The following is a 17451-nucleotide window of genomic DNA, read 5'->3' as shown; positions in this document are numbered from 1 at the left end:
AAGATTTAAAGCGGGTCGCGTGAATCTGAAAGATTGCGACACGCTTTAAAAAGGCCGGAAACAGGACAGTTTCCCGCCTTTTTCATGTTTTGGAATTCCATGCGGAATCTGGGGCTGGCGCATATCTAAAATCGAATTATATTCGATGTTAACTTATATATTTGCAAGGAAGCTGCGTTCATTTGATGATAAAAGCATTGATGTTCTTAATTAGTGCATCTTTGCGAAAGAATGCCGGGTGAGAATCGGGTGGAGAAAATGAATCAGGCTTTGCGCATGGGGACGCTGGGTGCTGCTGACAGCGCAGCAACGGCCGGTGCGTTTCTTACCATCGACCTTGGCGCTGTTCGTGAAAACTACCGCCGCCTGAAGGCGCAGCTTGGTGCTGCGCGCTGTGCCGGTGTGGTCAAGGCGGATGGCTATGGTCTTGGCGCCAGCCATGTGGCGCGCGCCCTGATGGGTGAAGGCTGCACCACCTTCTTTGTTGCCCATGTGGGTGAAGGCATTGCATTGCGCGCTGCCATCGGGCCTGACCCGGTCATATATGTTTTGAACGGCCTGCCGCCTCGTGCCGAGCCTGATGCGCTGGCTGCCGGTCTTGTCCCCGTTCTCAACAGTATCGGGCAATTGTCGGCATGGCGCAAAATGGCTGCAACTGCCGGTCATGCGCTCCCGGCTGCCTTGCAGGTGGACAGTGGCATGTCGCGGCTTGGCATGTCGGCTGCGGAAGTTGAAGCTGTGGCTGCTGACCCTGCGACCCTTGAAGGCATTGAGCTTTTACTGGTGATGAGCCATCTGGCCTGTGCGGATGAAGCGGATCATGTCGCCAATGATGCGCAGCGTCTTGAATTTGACCGGTTGCGCGCCCTGCTGCCTGCCGTTCCGGCCTCGCTTGCCAATTCCTCCGGCATCTTTTTGAATTCCGCCTATCATCACCAGCTTGCCCGGCCAGGGGCTGCTCTTTACGGTATCAACCCCACGCCGGGGCAGGAAAACCCGATGCTGCCGGTCATCCGGCTGCAAGCCAAAGTGATCCAGACACGCACAGTCGAAAAGGGGGTCGGCATCGGCTATGGCCACCGAAGCATTGCGCAAGACCCAACGCGGCTGGCCACCATTTCATTGGGCTATGCCGATGGCTGGCATCGACAGGCCGGTGCCAGCGCCCGTTTCAAGGGGATGATCTTGCCCTTTATCGGGCGCGTCTCCATGGATTCCATCATCCTTGATATTTCAACCCTGCCAGAAGGTGCGCTGAAAGAGGGGGATCTGGTTGATCTGATCAATGCTGAACAGACCATTGATGATGTGGCCCCTTCCTATGGCAGCATTGCCTATGAGGTGCTGACCAGTCTTGGCCATCGTTTCCACCGCATCCATATTGGCGCGTGATCTTGCTGGAGCGCTCCTTCGTTTTTCGGAGTAAGACATGAAAATACTGGTTCTGGGTAGCGGCGTAATCGGTGTGACCACCGCCTTTTTCCTGAGTGAGGCTGGCCATGAGGTCACGGTCATTGACCGCCAGGATGGTCCGGCGCTGGAAACCTCTTTTGCCAATGCGGGCGAGGTGTCGCCCGGTTATTCCTCGCCATGGGCAGGGCCTGACATTCCCTTCAAGGCGCTGAAATGGCTGATGATGAAGCATGGCCCGCTGGTTTTAAAGCCCACGCTCGACCCGCATATGTATGTATGGCTTTTGAAGATGCTGCGCAATTGCACCAGTGCGCGCTATGCACTCAACAAATCACGCATGGTGCCGATTGCCGAATATAGCCGTGATGTGATGAAAGACCTGCGTTCACGCACCAATATTTCCTATGACCAGCGTATGCAGGGCACATTGCAGCTGTTTCGCACTCAAAAGCAGCTTGATGGCATCGGTGGCGATGTCAGTGTGCTGAAAAAAACCGGTGTCGCCTATGAAGTTCTTGATCCGGAAGGCTGCATTGCCGTTGAACCCGGCCTTGCAAATTCACGTGGCAAGTTTTCCGGCGGATTGCGTCTGCCCGGTGATGAAACCGGCGACTGCTATATGTTTACCCAGCAGCTTGAGGAAATCGCCAAGGCTGCGGGCGTGACGTTTGAATATGGTGTCACCATTACCGGCATCGAGGCTTCCGGTGGCAAGATCACCGGCGTCATGACAGATGCCGGCAGGCGCAGCGCCGATAGCTATGTCATGGCGCTCGGCTCTTATTCGCCGATCTGGATGCGCAAGCTTGGCCAGTCGATTCCGGTCTATCCGGTCAAGGGCTATTCGATTACGGTTCCGATCAAGGATGCTTCCCGGGCGCCTGAATCAACCATCATGGACGACACCTACAAGATCGCCATCACCCGTCTTGGCGACCGTATTCGTGTTGGTGGCACGGCAGAGATTTCCGGCTATAATCTTGATCTCCATGATGCCCGCCGCGACACGCTGGTGAATTCGGTAAGCGATCTGTTTCCCGGAGCCGGAGATTTTGACCAGATGACTTTCTGGGCCGGTCAGCGCCCGATGACGCCGGATGGACCGCCAATCATCGGAATGTCGAAATATTCCAACCTTTACCTTAACACGGGCCATGGCACACTTGGCTGGACCATGGCTTGCGGCTCGGCGCGGGTGCTTGCCGATCTGATGTCAGGCCGCAAGCCTGATGTGGATGCCAGTGCGCTGGGGCCACAGCGCTACACAGCCTGAAGGTTCATGTTTCGGGTATGAAATTCAGCGCCACACCATTGATGCAATAGCGCAAGCCAGTGGGGGGCGGACCATCGGGGAAAACATGGCCCAGATGGCTGCCGCAATTGGCGCAATGCACCTCCGTGCGGACCATGCCGCGGCTGCGATCTTCAGTGGTTGCAACCGAGCCGGGCACCGGATCGTTAAAACTTGGCCAGCCGGTGCCGCTCTCGAATTTGAGTGTGGCTTCAAACAGTTTTTCATCGCAGCCCGCGCAATGAAAAGCGCCTGCGCGGTGTTCATGCAGCAGGGCGCAGCTTCCCGGACGTTCGGTGGCATGCTGGCGCATGACCGCATATTGTTCGGGCGAAAGCCGCGCCCGCCATTCGGCATCGCTGCGGGTGACGGGGAAAGTGGCGCTATCCATGAAATTCTCCTGCCAATGCGGTTGTTTTAACTTTTAAATAGGGATGCAGACGGCATCTGACCAGCGCTAAAGCTTGTCTCTTGAGACTTGAAAACCAGTTTCGAGATAAAGACATACGTAATAACAATAACTTAAAGCGTGTCGTATGAATCTGAAAGATCGCGACATGCTTTAAGGCAAACAAACCGGTTTTGTAGCGCCTTTCCTTATGCGCCGACTTTGTGTAAAGCCATGGTCAACAATTCTCGCAACGTCACTATGGGTACAGACCATGGATAAATTCACCAAACTCACTGGCGTCGCCGCACCCTTACCCATCGTCAATGTCGATACCGACATGATCATCCCCAAGGATTATCTGAAGACGATCAAGCGCACAGGGCTTGGCACCGGCCTGTTTGCCGAAATGCGCTATCATGAGGATGGTTCGGAAAATCCCGACTTCGTGCTGAACAAGCCAGCCTATCGCAATGCGCAAATTCTGGTTGCCGGTGATAATTTTGGCTGCGGTTCCAGCCGCGAACATGCGCCATGGGCGCTGCTTGATTTCGGTATCCGTTGCGTGATCTCGACCTCATTTGCCGATATTTTCTACAATAACTGCTTCAAGAATGGCATTTTGCCGATTACGGTCAGCCCTGAAGATCTCGACAAGCTGATGGATGATGCCTCGCGTGGCGCCAATGCCACCTTGTCGGTCGATCTGGAAGCCAAGGAAATCCGTGGCCCTGATGGCGGCGTCATCGCCTTTGATCTGGATGAGTTCCGGCGTCACTGCCTGTTGAACGGTCTCGACGATATCGGGCTGACCATGGAAAAATCCACCCTGATCAGCACATTTGAGGCAAAAAACGCCGAAACGCGCCCCTGGGCCTGATCTGTTTGGGCTTTGTGCTGTGTCAAAAAATTCCATCCGCTTGCAAAACATCCTAAAGCGGGTCGCAATCTTTCAGATTCACGCAACCCGCTTTAAGCTTTTGTTTTTATGCATGTCTTTATCTCGAAACTGATTCTTAAGTTCGAGAGACAGGCTTTAGCAAAATAACCACTCACGCCCTTTTTTAGGAAACACGACATGGCTGTGAAAAAACTTCTTCTTCTTCCCGGTGACGGGATTGGTCCCGAAGCCATGGCGGAGGTGAAGAAGCTGATTGCTGTCATGAATACGCAAGGTGCGGGCTTTGAGACCGAGGAAGGTCTGGTTGGCGGCTGCGCTTATGATGCCCATGGGCAGGCCATTTCCGAGGCCGATATGGAAAAGGCGCTGGCGGCGGATGCCGTGCTGTTTGGCGCGGTTGGCGGCCCAAAATGGGACCCTGTTCCTTACGAGGTTCGCCCTGAAGCCGGGTTGTTGCGCCTGCGCAAGGATCTTGAGCTGTTTGCCAATCTGCGTCCGGCCATCTGCTATCCGGCTCTTGCTTCGTCCTCTTCGCTGCGGCAGGAGGTGGTGGAAGGGCTTGATATTCTTATCGTGCGTGAACTGACCGGTGGTGTCTATTTTGGTGAACCCAAGCAGATCATTGATCTGGGCAATGGCCAGAAGCGCGGTATCGACACGCAAGTGTATGACACATTCGAGATCGAGCGCATTTCGGGCGTCGCCTTTGAACTGGCGCGTACCCGCAACAACCATGTCACCTCCATGGAAAAGCGCAATGTCATGAAGTCGGGCGTGTTGTGGCATGAGGTTGTGTCTGCCACGCATAAGGCAAAATACAGTGACGTGAAACTGGACCACATGCTGGCCGATGCCGGTGGCATGCAGTTGGTGCGCTGGCCCAAGCAGTTTGACGTGATTGTCACCGACAATCTGTTTGGCGACATGCTTTCCGATGTGGCGGCAATGCTGACCGGTTCGCTGGGCATGTTGCCTTCTGCCTCATTGGGGGCACCTGATCCAAAAACCGGCAAGCGCAGGGCACTTTATGAGCCGGTGCATGGTTCAGCACCCGATATTGCAGGCAAAGGCATTGCCAATCCGCTGGCCATGATTGCCTCTTTTGCCATGTGCCTGCGCTATTCCTTCAACATGATTGAAGAGGCCGACCGTCTGGAAAAGGCGATTTCTGCTGTTCTCGATGAAGGCTATCGCACCAGCGATATCATGTCAGAGGGCATGAAGCAGGCCAGCACCAGCGAGATGGGCGACGCTATCGTCGCCAAATATCGCGGCTGAACCTAGGGTCAGGACCTGTTAATTTGATCAGAATGGCGCTTGAAACGACAAGAAAATGCAAGGAGAAGTCCAATGGTCGATGTGCTTCCATCGACCGAGGGCTTCGACGTGGCAGTTTGAAGCCGTTTCAGCGTCCCTTTGGATGTGGTTCATTTGGTCGGCAACAGCGTCGAAAAGCCTTGAAAATGTTCATATTTCCTGCGCCTTTTCTTCTCGTATCCAACCAAATGACCTCACATCATTCTAAACAAATTAGCAGATCATGACCCTAAGGTCAGACCGCGCTCTTTGCCCGCAATGAGCTGGTCTTGAACAGCCATTCCTCCTCCACGCTGCTTGGTATCAGCCTGATGGCTGCCGCCATGCTTTTGGTGCCGACACTGGATGGCATCGCCAAAATGCTGAGTGCGTCCTATTCTCCTTTGCTGATAAGCTGGGCGCGCTACGCATTTTCCTGCATCTTTGTGCTGCCATGGGCGCTTTTGCATCGCGGCAGAAATTTTTTGCCGCGTGAAGAACTGCCCGCTCACGCCTTGCGTACCTTTTTTGCAGCAGCATCCATGTGTTGTTTTTTCATGGCGATTTCATTTTCGCCCATGGCCGATGTCACCAGCGCCTATTTCGTCGGCCCCATCATTGCTGCCTTGCTGTCCGTCTTTATTCTGGGTGAGGCACTGACCGCCCGCAAACTGGCAGCGCTGGTTTTCGGTTTTATCGGCGCTCTCATTATCGTCAATCCGGCCGGGGGGCTGAATATCGGCCTGTTGCTTGGGGCAACCGCAGGTGGGTTCTTTGCGCTTTATGCCATCACAACAAGGCAGGCCTCACGCGCCAGTGATCCTGTCAGCACACTGGCCTTCCAGTGTCTGTTTGGCACCTTCATCCTCGCCCCGCTGGCGATCTGGCAATGGTCGCTGCCGAGCATGGACCAGCTTTATCTGCTCTTTGTCATGGGGGCGATTTCAGCAGCCTGCCATTTCATGACCATCAGCGCCTTTCGCCATGCAGAGGCCTCACTGCTGGCGCCATTGGCTTATCTGGAACTGCTCAGTTCCGTTGCGGTCGGCTATCTCATGTTCAATGATCTGCCCGGCCCCCGCATTGGCATTGGCGCGATGTTGATTGTCGCAGGTGGATTGATTCTGGTGCAGCGGCGCAAGATGCTTCAGGCTTATTGAAGGAGGTGTCTGGATGGCACCCCTCATGGATTGCAAGTTTTACTGTTATGAGGATTTTGGCTTTTTCCGGGGCTTGGCCGGAGCAATTGGATTGGCAGGTTTCTTGCCAGATTTCGGTTTGGCTGGCTTTCCGGCCTTGCTCTTTGCTTCCCAGGGTTTGTCTTTCCCGGTAAAATTACCCTTGCCACGATGTGGCTTCTTGTCGGGTCGTGGCGTGCGGTAGGCGCTGCGTCCAAAATCAGGTTCACCTTCAACCATGGCAACGCGGATATTGCCCTGAATGGTCATTTGCGGGCCGATGGCCTGCAAGAAGCTGTCGGCGCTATTGGCCGCAATCTGCACAAAAGTTTCTTCCGGCTGCATACGGATGGCGCCAATCTCACGCTTGGTCAGATCTGCGGTGCGGCACAGCATCGGGATCAGCCAGCGAGGCTCGGCATTCTGCTTGCGGCCAACGGAGAGCGAAAACCAGACGCTGTCACCAAAATCATCACGGTCTCTGGAGGGGGTTCCTGCATGATTTGCAGATTTGCCCATGGCAGGAAGCGGCCCGCTTTCCGACAGATATTCAGGTGCAGAACGGCTGGACCGGTTCTGGCGCAGATAGGCGGCGGCCATCTGTTGCGGACCAAATTTTTCAAGCAGGGTTGTCACAAATTCCTGTTCGCTTTCGCCCACCGGCTCTGACAGGGCCGGATCGGCAAGCATCCGCTCATTGTCACGTGCAATCACATCTTCGGCTGAAGGCGGGCGCGCCCATTCGGCGGCAATGCGGGCTGCCTGCAACACACGCTCACAGCGGCGGCGTGCGGGGTGGGGCACGATCAGTGCGCTGATGCCCTTGCGTCCGGCACGACCGGTGCGGCCGGAGCGGTGCAGAAGCGTGTCCGGATTGGTGGGCAGATCGGCATGGATCACCAGTTCAAGCCCTGGCAGGTCAATGCCGCGTGCCGCCACATCGGTGGCAATACACACCCGGGCGCGCCCGTCGCGCATGGCCTGCAAGGCATGGCTGCGCTCGTTCTGGCTCAATTCGCCTGAAAGCGCCACCACTGAAAAATTGCGATTGTTCAGCCGCGCTGTCAGGTGATTGACGGCAGCGCGCGTATTGCAAAACACAATGGCGTTGCGCGCCTCATAAAAGCGCAGCACATTGACGATGGCGTTGTCACGATCGGAAGCAGCCACCAGCAAGGCGCGATATTCAATATCATGGTGCTGTTTTGCCTCGCCCGCCGCCTCGATGCGCACCGCATTGTGCTGATATTTTTTGGCAAGCGTTGCAATGGCGCGCGGCACGGTTGCCGAAAACATCAATGTGCGTCGCTCAGCTGGCGCTTCACCCAGAATAAATTCCAGATCTTCGCGAAAGCCGAGATCAAGCATCTCATCGGCCTCATCCAGCACCACGGCGGTCAAACCGGAAATATCGAGCGCCCCACGTGTGATGTGGTCGCGCAGGCGGCCGGGTGTGCCAACCACAATATGCGCCCCACGCTCCAATGTTCTGCGCTCGGAGCGCATATCCATGCCGCCGACACAGGTGGCAATGGTGGCGCCAGTCTGTTCGTAGAGCCATGAAAGTTCACGTGCCACCTGCAAGGCCAGTTCACGTGTGGGCGCAACCACCAGGCCCAGCGGGGCCTGAGCCTGGCCAAAGCGTTCAGCTTCACCCAGCAATGTTGGGGCCAGCGCCAGCCCGAACGCCACGGTCTTACCGGAGCCGGTCTGGGCTGAGACCAGCGCATCCGCCTGCTTCACGGCAGGCTCAAGAACGGCTTTTTGTACGGCGGTCAGTTCCAGATAGCCACGCTTTTCCAGCGCTTTGGCCAGCGCAGGCGCAATACCTTCAATCATTATTGTCATCTTTCGGCAATGTCAGGCTTGTTTGCGGCCTGCAACAAGTAAAGTCGGCCGCAAGCGGCAAATGCAAGCGCGACCGAAACGAATCTTGCGCCGCTCCTACTGCGCCTTGTCACACTTGTACAGTGCAATACAATTGACTCTTGCGGCAAAACGCGCCAAAAGCGCTCCGAACAGGGCGTTTTTGACATGCGTGGCCTTATTTTGGCTCATCTTTCATCGGGCGGCATTTTCAGCCGCAAGGACCCGGCTGGCGCCGGGCGCATGAGCGCGCCTGTGCTTTCGACCAAAACCATGGCCAAAAAAACGACCGCCACTACGGTCTGATCTCCCTTGGCCTGCTCGCCCTCTCCCCGGGTCCGGTCTGAGGGAGGCGGGACCCGCAACTGGCCAGCGGGTTTCTCCAAGCAAGCAAGCGGAGAGCGACAGGAGATAGATTTTATGGGCTTCAAGGTTGCGGTTGTCGGCGCCACAGGAAATGTGGGCCGCGAAATGCTCAATATTTTAGAAGAGCGCGGCTTTCCCGTCAGTGAGGTTGTGGCGCTTGCCTCGCGTCGCAGTCAGGGCACCGAAGTGTCTTTTGGTGACAGGACGCTGAAGGTCAAGGCGCTTGAGACCTATGATTTTTCCGACACGGACATTGCCTTCATGTCTGCCGGTGGCAATATTTCCAGGGAATGGGCGCCCAAGATCGGCAAGCAGGGCTGTGTTGTCATCGACAATTCCTCCGCCTACCGCACCGACCCGGACGTCCCGCTGATTGTGCCGGAAGTCAATCCTGCCGCCATTGATGGTTTTACAAAGAAAAACATCATTGCCAATCCGAATTGCTCGACCGCACAAATGCTGGTGGCGCTCAAGCCCTTGCATGATGCGGCCACCATCAAGCGGGTTGTGGTTTCCACCTATCAGTCGGTTTCAGGTGCGGGCAAGGAGGGTATGGACGAATTGTTTACGCAGACCCGCGCCGTGTTTGTGGCTGATCCGGTTGAAGCCAAAAAATTCACCAAGCGGATTGCCTTCAATGTGATCCCGCATATTGATTCCTTCATGGAAGACGGGTCCACCAAGGAAGAATGGAAGATGGTGGCCGAGACCAAGAAGATGCTCGACCCGAAGATCAAAGTCACGGCAACCTGTGTGCGGGTGCCGGTTTTCATCGGCCATTCCGAAGCCGTCAATCTTGAGTTTGAAAAGCCGATCACCGCCGAAGAAGCCCGTGATATCCTGCGTGAAGCACCGGGCTGTCTGGTCATCGACAAGCATGAAGATGGCGGCTACATCACGCCGATCGACAGTGCGGGTGAAGATGCTACCTACATCTCCCGTATCCGCGAAGATTCAACCCTTGATAATGGCCTGAACCTGTGGATCGTGTCGGATAATCTGCGTAAAGGGGCAGCCCTTAACACCATTCAGATTGCCGAGCTTTTAATTGCCCGCGGGTTGATCCAGCCAAAGCAGCAAGCCGCCTGACCCTTTTGCCGGCAGATGGTTTTTTCTGGTGCGGTATAAGGGCGGTTAAAATAAACAGTTTAGAGCGCTGTGCATCCAGCGCTCTAAACAACATTGCGCCCGCCAGCCTTGGCCAGCGCTTCGGGAGTGTCGACATCGACAGCGGCATCTGCCCCGATCTCGACATCAATAATGTCCAGCTCGCTTGTTTCAACCAGATGGCGGGCGCCAATATCGCCGTGCAGACCAGCAACAGTTTCAAATAATGAGCGGGGCAGGATGACGGGATTGCCACGCTTGCCGTTACTGACGGCCCGTACAATGCTGGTTCCACCGCTGGTGCGGAATTCATGGATCAGAAGATCCATATCCTCACTGGTGATATTGGGCATATCACCCAGAACGATCAGGGCTCCATCGGCAGAATCTGGCACAGCCGCAATTGCGGTCTTGAGCGAGGTGGACAAGCCGTCGGCAAAAGCAGGATTGTGAACCAGCCTCAGGTCAAGATCCTGCAAGGCTGCTTCCACCAGTTCGCGCTGATGGCCGGTGACCAGAAGCGCGCCATCCGCCTTTGTCGCCAGAACCCGTGCAGCGGTGCGGTGGACCAGTGGCTCATCATCAAACAGAGCCAGCATCTTGTTGGGGCCGCCCATGCGGCTGGAGCGGCCAGCCGCCAGCACTACAGCGTGTACTTTAGGGTGATCGGATGGTGGCGGGGCTCCACGCGGTTGTGGTCTGGAAGGAATTTCCATCAACAGACCGCCAACACCCATTGCAGCAATATCGTGAGAGGTTACGCCAATTCCGGCAAAAATACGGTCCAGTGCCCAGTCAAAGCCATTGGGGCGGGCGCTGCGTGCACAGCCCGGGGCGCCAAGGACTGGCTTGCCCTCGTGTTCGCCCAGCACAAACAGATTACCCGGATCAACCGGCATCCCGGAGCGCAAGACCTTGCCGCCGGATGCGCGGATCGCCGCGGGGATCACATCATCTTCCGGGTCGCTTAAGGATGAGGCGCCAAAGATCAGCACCATATCGCTGCGCGCCGCCAGGTCATGGATTGCATCGGCCACATCTTTTGCCGTGTGAGGGGTACGCAATTCGTCGCAAATATTGCTGCCCGAGCGCAGTAACCGGCTTTTGGTGGTCTGCGAGGTTTTATCCAGAACGCTTTCCTTCATGCCCGGCAAAACGGTCTGCACAAGGCCGACCTGATGCGGCTGGAAGGCATGAACGGCAAAGGCAGAACGACCAGCGGCCAATTGCACAATGGCCTCCACGGCGGAAGAGGACATGGCAAAGGGAATGATCTTCAGGGTTGCGATCATCTGGCCGGGAGTTACCGAAACATAGGGGGCCAGCGTTGCCAATGTGGCATCGGGATCGATTTCGTTGATGGCGTCGACCAGCGCCTTGTTCACGGTAAACAGACCGGCGCGCTCGGCAAAAATACTGACACGCCCGGTGGTTGCCGGTTTGGCCTGCGCTCCACTAAACTCAAGCGCTGCTGCAATGCGGGTTGCAGCCTCATTTTCCTCAATATCGCCTTCTTCCAGAATTGCCACGACAACCTGTTCAATGTGGGCGGCGCGCAATGTTTCAATATCTTCAGCGCTCAATATATGGGCCTTGCGGATACGCTTGCCGCTTGCCGTGATTGAATGCGCCAGCAAAGCTCCTTGTGCCTGGTCGATAGGAACCGGGCCATATTTCATATCGCTACTTTCCTGCCTTGATGCCGCGTGTGCGAAAAGCCTGTACGATTTGGGCAAGGATTGCAACTGCGATTTCTGAAGGGTTTGCCGCTGTAATGTCGAGCCCGATTGGTGCGTGGATGCGCGCAATCTGTTCCTGGCTTATACCGGCAGTCAAAAACCGTTCAACCCGTCTGGCATGTGTCTTGCGGCTGCCCAGTGCCCCGACATAAAAACAATTGGCTGCAAGGGCGGCCTGAAGCGGCATGTCGTCAATCTTGGGGTCATGCGTCAAAGCCGCCAGCGCGGTATAATCGTCAAGCGGCATCCGGGCCAGCGCCTCCTGCGGCCAGCAGGCCTGCAAGTTGCCATCGGGAAAACGCTCTTTTGTTGCAAAAGCCGTGCGCGGATCAATAATTTCAACCGGAAAACCGGCAATGCGGGCCATGGGTGCGAGTGCTTGAGTGATATGCACCGCACCGACAAGAACAAGGCGTGGCGATGGCACATGAACATTGAGAAACAAGGCGTGACCTTCAACCTCGATGTTGCATGATTTTCCGGTGCGCAATGCCTCGGTCACGGCTTCGCCCAATGGGCCTTTCACCTCGTCTTCCTGGCGCAGCAAATAGCTTGAGCCATTGTCCAGATTGGTGACGACAATGGCGGCGCGACGTGCATGGCGTTCTTTGTTGAGTGCTTCAAGAACATCACGTTTCATAAGTTCGATCCTAGAGCACTTTGCAGTCAGATGGAAATATCTGGCGCGGCTCAATTAAGCGCCTGGATTGTCTAAAACCTGCCTCCCGGACCGGGAACCGGTTTCGGGATAAGGACAGGCATAAAAACAAGGGTTTAAAGCAAGCGTGTGAATCTGAAAGATCACGTCATGCTCTAATGTGGTGTCCTGACCGAAAATCAGAAGGGCAGTTTCATGCCGGGCGGAAGCGGCAGGCCGGCCGTCAGTGCGCTGGTCTTTTCCTGCATGATCTGTTCCACCTTGGCTTTGGCATCATTATGTGCGGCCAGGATCAGGTCTTCGAGAATTTCTGCTTCATCGGGTTTGAGCAGGGAAGGGTCGATATGCAGGGCCTTCATGTCAGACTTGCCGGACAGCGTGACACGGACCAGCCCGCCGCCTGACTGGCCTGTTGCGTCGATCAGGGCAATTTCTTCCTGCATGGCCTGCATTTTAGCCTGCATTTCCTTGGCTTTGCCCATCAGGCCGAGCAGATCTTTCATTGCAATATCCTTAAATCAGTTTGTCGGGTTTGCGCGCCCATCAAAGGAAGGGGCCGTTTTTTAATCAGAGTCGTCAGTTTCGGGATCGGTTTCAGGCCCCGTCAGCATATCGCCATCGGCAGTCTGATCCTGCAAAGCGTCGGGAATGCGAATATCAGTGATTTTTGCACCGGGAAAGTGCTCCAGAATTGCAGCCACTGCCGGATCGTTGCGGGCATCAAGCAGGGCGGTTTCGCGCCGTTGCGTTTCCGCCTCAAACAGTGTGCTGCCGCCTTCCTGACTGGACAGCGATACAACCCAATGCCGTCCCGTCCATTGTTTCAACTTGATGGTAAGCTCATTGAGCAGGGTGCGCGGGGCATCTTCGGTAAGGTTGACCTCGGCATGTCCGGGTTCAATACGCACCGGGCGAATATAGCGCTTGATCGAAACCTTGAAGGCGATGTCGCGTTGTGCGTCAGCCAGCGCGATCATGTCGTTGAGGGAGCTAATGGAAACCTGTGGCAGTTCAGGTTCTGGCTGCTCTTTTGGCGGGGCGGTGAAAGAGACGGGTTCTGCCGCCTCCACCAGCCGCATGACTTGCGCATGGCCTGAAGGGGCGGGTCTTGCGGGAGGTATTGCTTGTTGCTGGGCCGGTTGCGGGGTGATTGTGGCTGTTGGAGGATTGCGCGGTGTTTGAACAGGTGCGGATTGGGCTGATTGTGGACGCGGCGCGGAGGCTGACTGGCTGTCGAGTGCTTTGAGCGCCTCATCCAGTGTCGGCAGATCGGCCGCATGGGCAATGCGGATCAGCACCATTTCGGCCGCACTGACCGGGCGGTTCGAGCTTTGCACTTCCGGTATGCCCTTCAGCAGCATTTGCCAGCAGCGCGACAGTACTTTTACGGAAAGCGCATCTGAAAATTCAAGGCCGCGGCGGCGTTCGGCTTCTGAAAGCGAAGCATCCGCGGCTGCATCAGGCACAAAACGCAGGCGTGTCACCAGATGGTTGAACTCGGCCAGATCAGTCAGTACCGAGGCGGGATCGGCGCCCGTATCATATTGGGTGCGAAATTCGCCAAGTGCTGCCGCAACATCGCCCTTCATCAGATGTTCAAACAGATCAATAATCCGGCCGCGGTCGGCAAGGCCAAGCATGGCGCGCACCGCTTCAGCAGAAACCGCACCTCCACCATGGGCAATCGCCTGATCAAGGATGGACAGGCAATCGCGCGCCGAGCCTTCGCCGGCACGGGCAATCATCGCCAGTGCCTCATCGTCAACGGCAACGCCTTCCTGATCGGCAATGCTGCTCAAATGTGTCACCAGCTGGCTGGCATCGATGCGGCGCAGGTCAAAGCGCTGGCAGCGCGACAAAACGGTGATCGGCACCTTGCGGATTTCAGTGGTGGCAAAGATGAATTTGACATGGGGCGGCGGCTCTTCCAGCGTTTTGAGCAGGCCATTGAAGGCCTGTGTGGAGAGCATATGCACCTCGTCGATAATATAGACCTTGTAGCGGGCCGATACCGGCGCATAGCGCACCCGGTCGATAATATCGCGAATATCGTCAATGCCGGTATGGGAGGCGGCATCCATTTCGATCACATCGACATGGCGGCCTTCCATGATGGCCTGACAATGCTCACCTTGCTCGGCAAGGTCGATACAGGGCCTGTCGATTTGTGATGTGCGGTAGTTAAGGGCACGGGCCAGAATGCGGGCTGTGGTTGTCTTGCCCACGCCGCGTACACCCGTCAGCATCCAGGCCTGGGCAATGCGGCCGGAAGAAAAAGCATTGGTGAGTGTGCGCACCATCGGCTCCTGGCCGATGAGTTGTGAAAAATCGGAAGGACGATATTTACGGGCCAGAACCCGGTAGGGCACGGAAAGGGGTCCGGCTTGTGAAATACCCTGATCGCTGGCTCCGGCGTTGTTCATGGATCAACTCTGCTCCAGACAAGTAACAAAAACGCGACCGGAAGCCATGGCCGACGCATGTCCGTTTCGCCGATGCGCCCGAGACAGTCTTTCCCGAGGCACTTAACGGGCAAGCCGTTATGAACGCGGAACTTGATCAACGCGGAACCTGGCGAAGATGAGGCGGGAGGCTGGAACAATGACCCGTTCCGGGCTCGTTAGGGCTGCTTCCTTCCGGACCTGACCCGGTTGGCGAGTGGATCGTCCACCACCAACCTCCCGGTTTTCATATCGGCAATTTGGCCATGAAATGCAAGTGCAGGAATGAAAACATCGTGGCCATGAAGCCAAAACACTTGCAGCGCGGGCAAGCTCGCAATACCGTTCCGATCTGAGGGCAGCAATGTCTTCATTCAAGATCATGCGCCGGTGATGCCGGTTGTGGGAGAACGCCGATGTTGCGCGAACTCAAGACCGGATTTTCGCTGGATGCACGTCTTGAAGCGGACAGTGAGCCGTTGATGTGGCTTGGCCTGTGCGAATTGCGGATCATGAATGACTGCCGCTGGCCCTGGCTCATTCTGGTTCCACAGCGGCCCGGTGCAGAAGAAATCCACGATATGGCGCCGCTGGATCAGGCCATGCTGACTTTCGAGACCAATATGGTGGCGCAGGCGCTCAAACAGGTGAGCGCCTGCACCAAGATCAATATGGCGGCTCTTGGCAATATGGTGCGCCAGCTTCATATCCACGTCATTGCCCGTGATATAGGCGATCCGGCCTGGCCCGGACCTGTCTGGGGCCATGGTGTAGCCAAGCCTTATCAGGCTGATGATTTGCACCGGTTTACAGAAAGAGTTCGGGCCGCATTATAAGCGCCCTTTCCCGTTTTGGATCATTTCTGATGTATTTTCCCTTTTTTGACACGCCTTTGCGTGAACCCAGCCAGTTTGTCGGATTTGCTGGCAATCGCATCGATCGGCAGTCGGAGCGGCGTCCTGATCATTGTGTGTTTGATGCGCTGACCGATCCAAGTGCGCGCATCATGGTTTTAGGCAATGGGCGTGTTCTGCTGCGGCCCCATGGCGAGGCTTTTGATCCGTGGTTTTCGGTGGCCGAATGCGGGCAACTTGGCTTTGATGTTGCAGGCGCCATTCTGCTTGGCACGGCTGATCATGGCCCGGCATTGGCTCTTTCTGCAGCACTTGATCCTGAAAAACCGCTTGCCGGGCTGGAAATTCTGGAACACCGCACCGTCTATATACAGGGGCTGATCGGGGAGCCGGAACTGGGAGCATTGGCGCAGGCGTCTTCCTTGCTGACTTGGAACCACACGCATGGGTTTTGTGGGCGTTGCGGGCAAAAGACGGATATGCGCGCCGGTGGTTATCGGCGCAATTGTCCGGCCTGCGGCACGGATCATTTCCCGCGCACCGATCCGGTGGCAATCATGCTGACGGTGACGGAGGAAAAATGCCTGATGGGGCGCGGGCGGCATTTTGCGCCGGGTTCATATTCCGCCCTTGCCGGATTTATTGAACCGGGTGAGACTTTTGAAGATGCGGTGCGGCGTGAGACTTTTGAAGAGGCCGGTATCCGGCTTGGCCGTGTCGTCTATCACGCCAGCCAGCCCTGGCCTTTTCCGCATTCGCTGATGATTGGCTGCTATGGCGAGCCATTGAATGACGAAATCAATATGGATCTGAATGAGCTGGAAGATTGCCGCTGGTTTTCGCGCAACGAAGTGCGCCTGATGCTGGCGCGCACACACCCGCAGCAGCTTGTCGTGCCGCCGCAAGGTGCGATTGCTCACCATCTGATCAGGGCCTGGGCGGAAAATACGCCGTAAGGTCAGGCATCTATATTAGAGCATTTTGCAGTCAGATGGAAACATCTGGTGTCGCAGAAGTGCGGCTAAAACAAGAGATTAGAGCATTTCACCCGTTTCCGTAAAAACAAGAAATGCTCTAGGTATCTATATTTTGTGTGGCGCGAAATTCATGGGCCGGATAGACGCCCAGAATGCGCACCTCCCTGGAGAAAAAGCGCAATTCCTCAAGGGCGTTTTTCAAGCCCGGATCATCGGGATGGCCTTCCACATCGGCATAAAACTGTGTGGCCGTGAAGGCCCCCAATTGATAGCTTTCCAGCTTGGTCATGTTGACGCCATTGGTGGCAAAGCCACCTGTCGCCTTGTAAAGGGCTGCGGGCACGTTGCGCACACGAAAGACAAAAGTGGAAATCATTGCCTGCCCGTTGATGCGTGGCGCCCAGCTTTTGGTTTTTGACAGCACCACGAAACGGGTGACATTGTTTTCAGTGTCCTCGACATTTTCTTCAATGATGTCGAGGCCGTAAAGGCTGGCTGCAAGGTGGGGCGCAAGGGCTGCCATGGTGCGGTCCTGCGTATCTGAAACCAGTTTGGCCGCACCCGCCGTGTCGCCGGCCACGATCGGTGTCCAGCGATTCTTGCGGATATATTTCCGGCACTGGCCAAGCGCATGAATGTGGCTGTGAATCGTGCTGATTTCTTCGCGCCTGACGCCCGGCAGCACCATGAGTTGAAAATGGATCGGTAAAAAATATTCGCCGACAATATGCAGCTTTGATTCGGGCAGCAGATAATGAATATCGGCCACGCGCCCGGCAATCGTGTTTTCGATCGGGATCATCGCCAGATCAGCCTTGCCTGTTTCCACGGCATTGAAGGCGTCTTCAAAGGTCGGACATGGCAAAGGGTCCATGGCGGGGTAGACATTGCGGCAGGCCGTGTCGGAATTGGCGCCCGGTTCGCCCTGAAAGGCAATTTTATTGGTTTTTGCTTTATTGATTTTTGCTGGCATTTT

Annotated in this window: 16 protein-coding genes and 1 other RNA gene; 9 read left to right on the top strand and 8 right to left on the bottom strand. The window is 56.0% G+C overall.

Annotation, left to right across the window (positions count from 1 at the left end):
- Positions 1-258 precede the first annotated feature (258 nt).
- The gene (alr, locus tag ACFPLB_RS17000) at positions 259-1392 is read left to right on the top strand and encodes an alanine racemase (protein WP_378231877.1); all 1134 of its coding nucleotides are present in this window, start codon (positions 259-261) and stop codon (positions 1390-1392) included.
- Positions 1393-1429: 37 nt separating this feature from the next.
- Positions 1430-2686, top strand: a complete 1257-nt coding sequence (locus tag ACFPLB_RS16995; protein ID WP_378231875.1) for a D-amino acid dehydrogenase — start codon at positions 1430-1432, stop codon at positions 2684-2686.
- Between the two features lie 4 nt (positions 2687-2690).
- Here ACFPLB_RS16995 and msrB read toward each other — a convergent pair whose 3' ends face one another.
- Entirely contained in the window at positions 2691-3095 is a 405-nt protein-coding gene (gene msrB / locus ACFPLB_RS16990; RefSeq protein WP_378231873.1) for a peptide-methionine (R)-S-oxide reductase MsrB, read from the bottom strand.
- A 271-nt stretch (positions 3096-3366) separates the two neighbouring features.
- Here msrB and leuD point away from each other — a divergent pair, with 271 nt between their 5' ends.
- From leuD to ACFPLB_RS16975, 3 genes are all read left to right on the top strand, one after another.
- Complete coding sequence (gene leuD, locus ACFPLB_RS16985; RefSeq protein ID WP_378231871.1) at positions 3367-3972, top strand: 3-isopropylmalate dehydratase small subunit; 606 nt, start codon at positions 3367-3369, stop codon at positions 3970-3972.
- Positions 3973-4170: 198 nt separating this feature from the next.
- Positions 4171-5271 (top strand): 3-isopropylmalate dehydrogenase, encoded by a 1101-nt coding sequence (gene leuB / locus ACFPLB_RS16980; RefSeq protein ID WP_378231870.1) that lies wholly within the window; start codon positions 4171-4173, stop codon positions 5269-5271.
- Positions 5272-5579: 308 nt separating this feature from the next.
- Entirely contained in the window at positions 5580-6449 is an 870-nt protein-coding gene (locus ACFPLB_RS16975; protein ID WP_378231868.1) for a DMT family transporter, read from the top strand.
- A 45-nt stretch (positions 6450-6494) separates the two neighbouring features.
- Here the strand turns inward: ACFPLB_RS16975 and ACFPLB_RS16970 are convergent, their stop codons facing one another.
- Entirely contained in the window at positions 6495-8306 is a 1812-nt protein-coding gene (locus tag ACFPLB_RS16970) for a DEAD/DEAH box helicase (RefSeq protein WP_378231866.1), read from the bottom strand.
- A gap of 195 nt (positions 8307-8501) precedes the next feature.
- On the opposite strand from ACFPLB_RS16970, the gene ACFPLB_RS16965 reads away from it, so the two are divergent.
- Together ACFPLB_RS16965 and ACFPLB_RS16960 are read left to right on the top strand one after the other, a co-directional pair.
- On the top strand, positions 8502-8639 hold the full coding sequence (locus ACFPLB_RS16965) for a hypothetical protein (protein WP_378231864.1): 138 nt from the start codon (positions 8502-8504) through the stop codon (positions 8637-8639).
- A 114-nt stretch (positions 8640-8753) separates the two neighbouring features.
- Positions 8754-9788 (top strand): aspartate-semialdehyde dehydrogenase, encoded by a 1035-nt coding sequence (locus tag ACFPLB_RS16960; RefSeq protein WP_378231862.1) that lies wholly within the window; start codon positions 8754-8756, stop codon positions 9786-9788.
- 83 nt (positions 9789-9871) lie between these two features.
- Here the strand turns inward: ACFPLB_RS16960 and ACFPLB_RS16955 are convergent, their stop codons facing one another.
- The 5 genes from ACFPLB_RS16955 to ffs form a co-directional block, all read right to left on the bottom strand.
- Entirely contained in the window at positions 9872-11485 is a 1614-nt protein-coding gene (locus tag ACFPLB_RS16955) for an NTP transferase domain-containing protein (RefSeq protein ID WP_378231860.1), read from the bottom strand.
- A gap of 4 nt (positions 11486-11489) precedes the next feature.
- Entirely contained in the window at positions 11490-12185 is a 696-nt protein-coding gene (locus ACFPLB_RS16950; protein ID WP_378231858.1) for an XdhC family protein, read from the bottom strand.
- 197 nt (positions 12186-12382) lie between these two features.
- Positions 12383-12706: a YbaB/EbfC family nucleoid-associated protein gene (locus ACFPLB_RS16945; protein WP_378231856.1), complete on the bottom strand. Its 324-nt coding sequence runs from the start codon at positions 12704-12706 to the stop codon at positions 12383-12385.
- A 60-nt stretch (positions 12707-12766) separates the two neighbouring features.
- The gene (locus ACFPLB_RS16940) at positions 12767-14626 is read right to left on the bottom strand and encodes a DNA polymerase III subunit gamma/tau (RefSeq protein WP_378231854.1); all 1860 of its coding nucleotides are present in this window, start codon (positions 14624-14626) and stop codon (positions 12767-12769) included.
- Positions 14627-14788: 162 nt separating this feature from the next.
- Positions 14789-14885, bottom strand: an RNA gene (ffs, locus tag ACFPLB_RS16935) — signal recognition particle sRNA small type.
- A gap of 175 nt (positions 14886-15060) precedes the next feature.
- Here ffs and ACFPLB_RS16930 point away from each other — a divergent pair.
- On the top strand, positions 15061-15480 hold the full coding sequence (locus ACFPLB_RS16930; RefSeq protein ID WP_378231852.1) for an HIT domain-containing protein: 420 nt from the start codon (positions 15061-15063) through the stop codon (positions 15478-15480).
- A 29-nt stretch (positions 15481-15509) separates the two neighbouring features.
- Complete coding sequence (gene nudC / locus ACFPLB_RS16925; protein WP_378231851.1) at positions 15510-16454, top strand: NAD(+) diphosphatase; 945 nt, start codon at positions 15510-15512, stop codon at positions 16452-16454.
- 118 nt (positions 16455-16572) lie between these two features.
- Here nudC and ACFPLB_RS16920 read toward each other — a convergent pair whose 3' ends face one another.
- Positions 16573-17448, bottom strand: coding sequence for a prephenate dehydratase (locus ACFPLB_RS16920; RefSeq protein WP_378231849.1), 876 nt, complete (start codon positions 17446-17448; stop codon positions 16573-16575).
- Positions 17449-17451 lie beyond the last annotated feature (3 nt).

It is taken from the genome of Aquamicrobium segne (assembly GCF_042656785.1).
GTDB classification, from domain to species: domain Bacteria; phylum Pseudomonadota; class Alphaproteobacteria; order Rhizobiales; family Rhizobiaceae; genus Mesorhizobium; species Mesorhizobium segne.
The sequence above is the reverse complement of the archived record's forward strand: the minus strand, read 5'-3'. Positions and strand labels throughout refer to the sequence as shown.

Excerpts from the sequence above, each read along its gene's own strand:
- alr (WP_378231877.1), top strand. The coding sequence starts at position 259 with ATGAATCAGGCTTTGCGCATGGGGACGCTGGGTGCTGCTGACAGCGCA.
- ACFPLB_RS16995 (WP_378231875.1), top strand. The coding sequence starts at position 1,430 with ATGAAAATACTGGTTCTGGGTAGCGGCGTAATCGGTGTGACCACCGCC.
- msrB (WP_378231873.1), bottom strand. The coding sequence starts at position 3,095 with ATGGATAGCGCCACTTTCCCCGTCACCCGCAGCGATGCCGAATGGCGG.
- leuD (WP_378231871.1), top strand. The coding sequence starts at position 3,367 with ATGGATAAATTCACCAAACTCACTGGCGTCGCCGCACCCTTACCCATC.
- leuB (WP_378231870.1), top strand. The coding sequence starts at position 4,171 with ATGGCTGTGAAAAAACTTCTTCTTCTTCCCGGTGACGGGATTGGTCCC.
- ACFPLB_RS16970 (WP_378231866.1), bottom strand. The coding sequence starts at position 8,306 with ATGATTGAAGGTATTGCGCCTGCGCTGGCCAAAGCGCTGGAAAAGCGT.
- ACFPLB_RS16965 (WP_378231864.1), top strand. The coding sequence starts at position 8,502 with ATGCGTGGCCTTATTTTGGCTCATCTTTCATCGGGCGGCATTTTCAGC.
- ACFPLB_RS16960 (WP_378231862.1), top strand. The coding sequence starts at position 8,754 with ATGGGCTTCAAGGTTGCGGTTGTCGGCGCCACAGGAAATGTGGGCCGC.
- ACFPLB_RS16955 (WP_378231860.1), bottom strand. The coding sequence starts at position 11,485 with ATGAAATATGGCCCGGTTCCTATCGACCAGGCACAAGGAGCTTTGCTG.
- ACFPLB_RS16950 (WP_378231858.1), bottom strand. The coding sequence starts at position 12,185 with ATGAAACGTGATGTTCTTGAAGCACTCAACAAAGAACGCCATGCACGT.
- ACFPLB_RS16945 (WP_378231856.1), bottom strand. The coding sequence starts at position 12,706 with ATGAAAGATCTGCTCGGCCTGATGGGCAAAGCCAAGGAAATGCAGGCT.
- ACFPLB_RS16940 (WP_378231854.1), bottom strand. The coding sequence starts at position 14,626 with ATGAACAACGCCGGAGCCAGCGATCAGGGTATTTCACAAGCCGGACCC.
- ACFPLB_RS16930 (WP_378231852.1), top strand. The coding sequence starts at position 15,061 with ATGTTGCGCGAACTCAAGACCGGATTTTCGCTGGATGCACGTCTTGAA.
- nudC (WP_378231851.1), top strand. The coding sequence starts at position 15,510 with ATGTATTTTCCCTTTTTTGACACGCCTTTGCGTGAACCCAGCCAGTTT.
- ACFPLB_RS16920 (WP_378231849.1), bottom strand. The coding sequence starts at position 17,448 with ATGCCAGCAAAAATCAATAAAGCAAAAACCAATAAAATTGCCTTTCAG.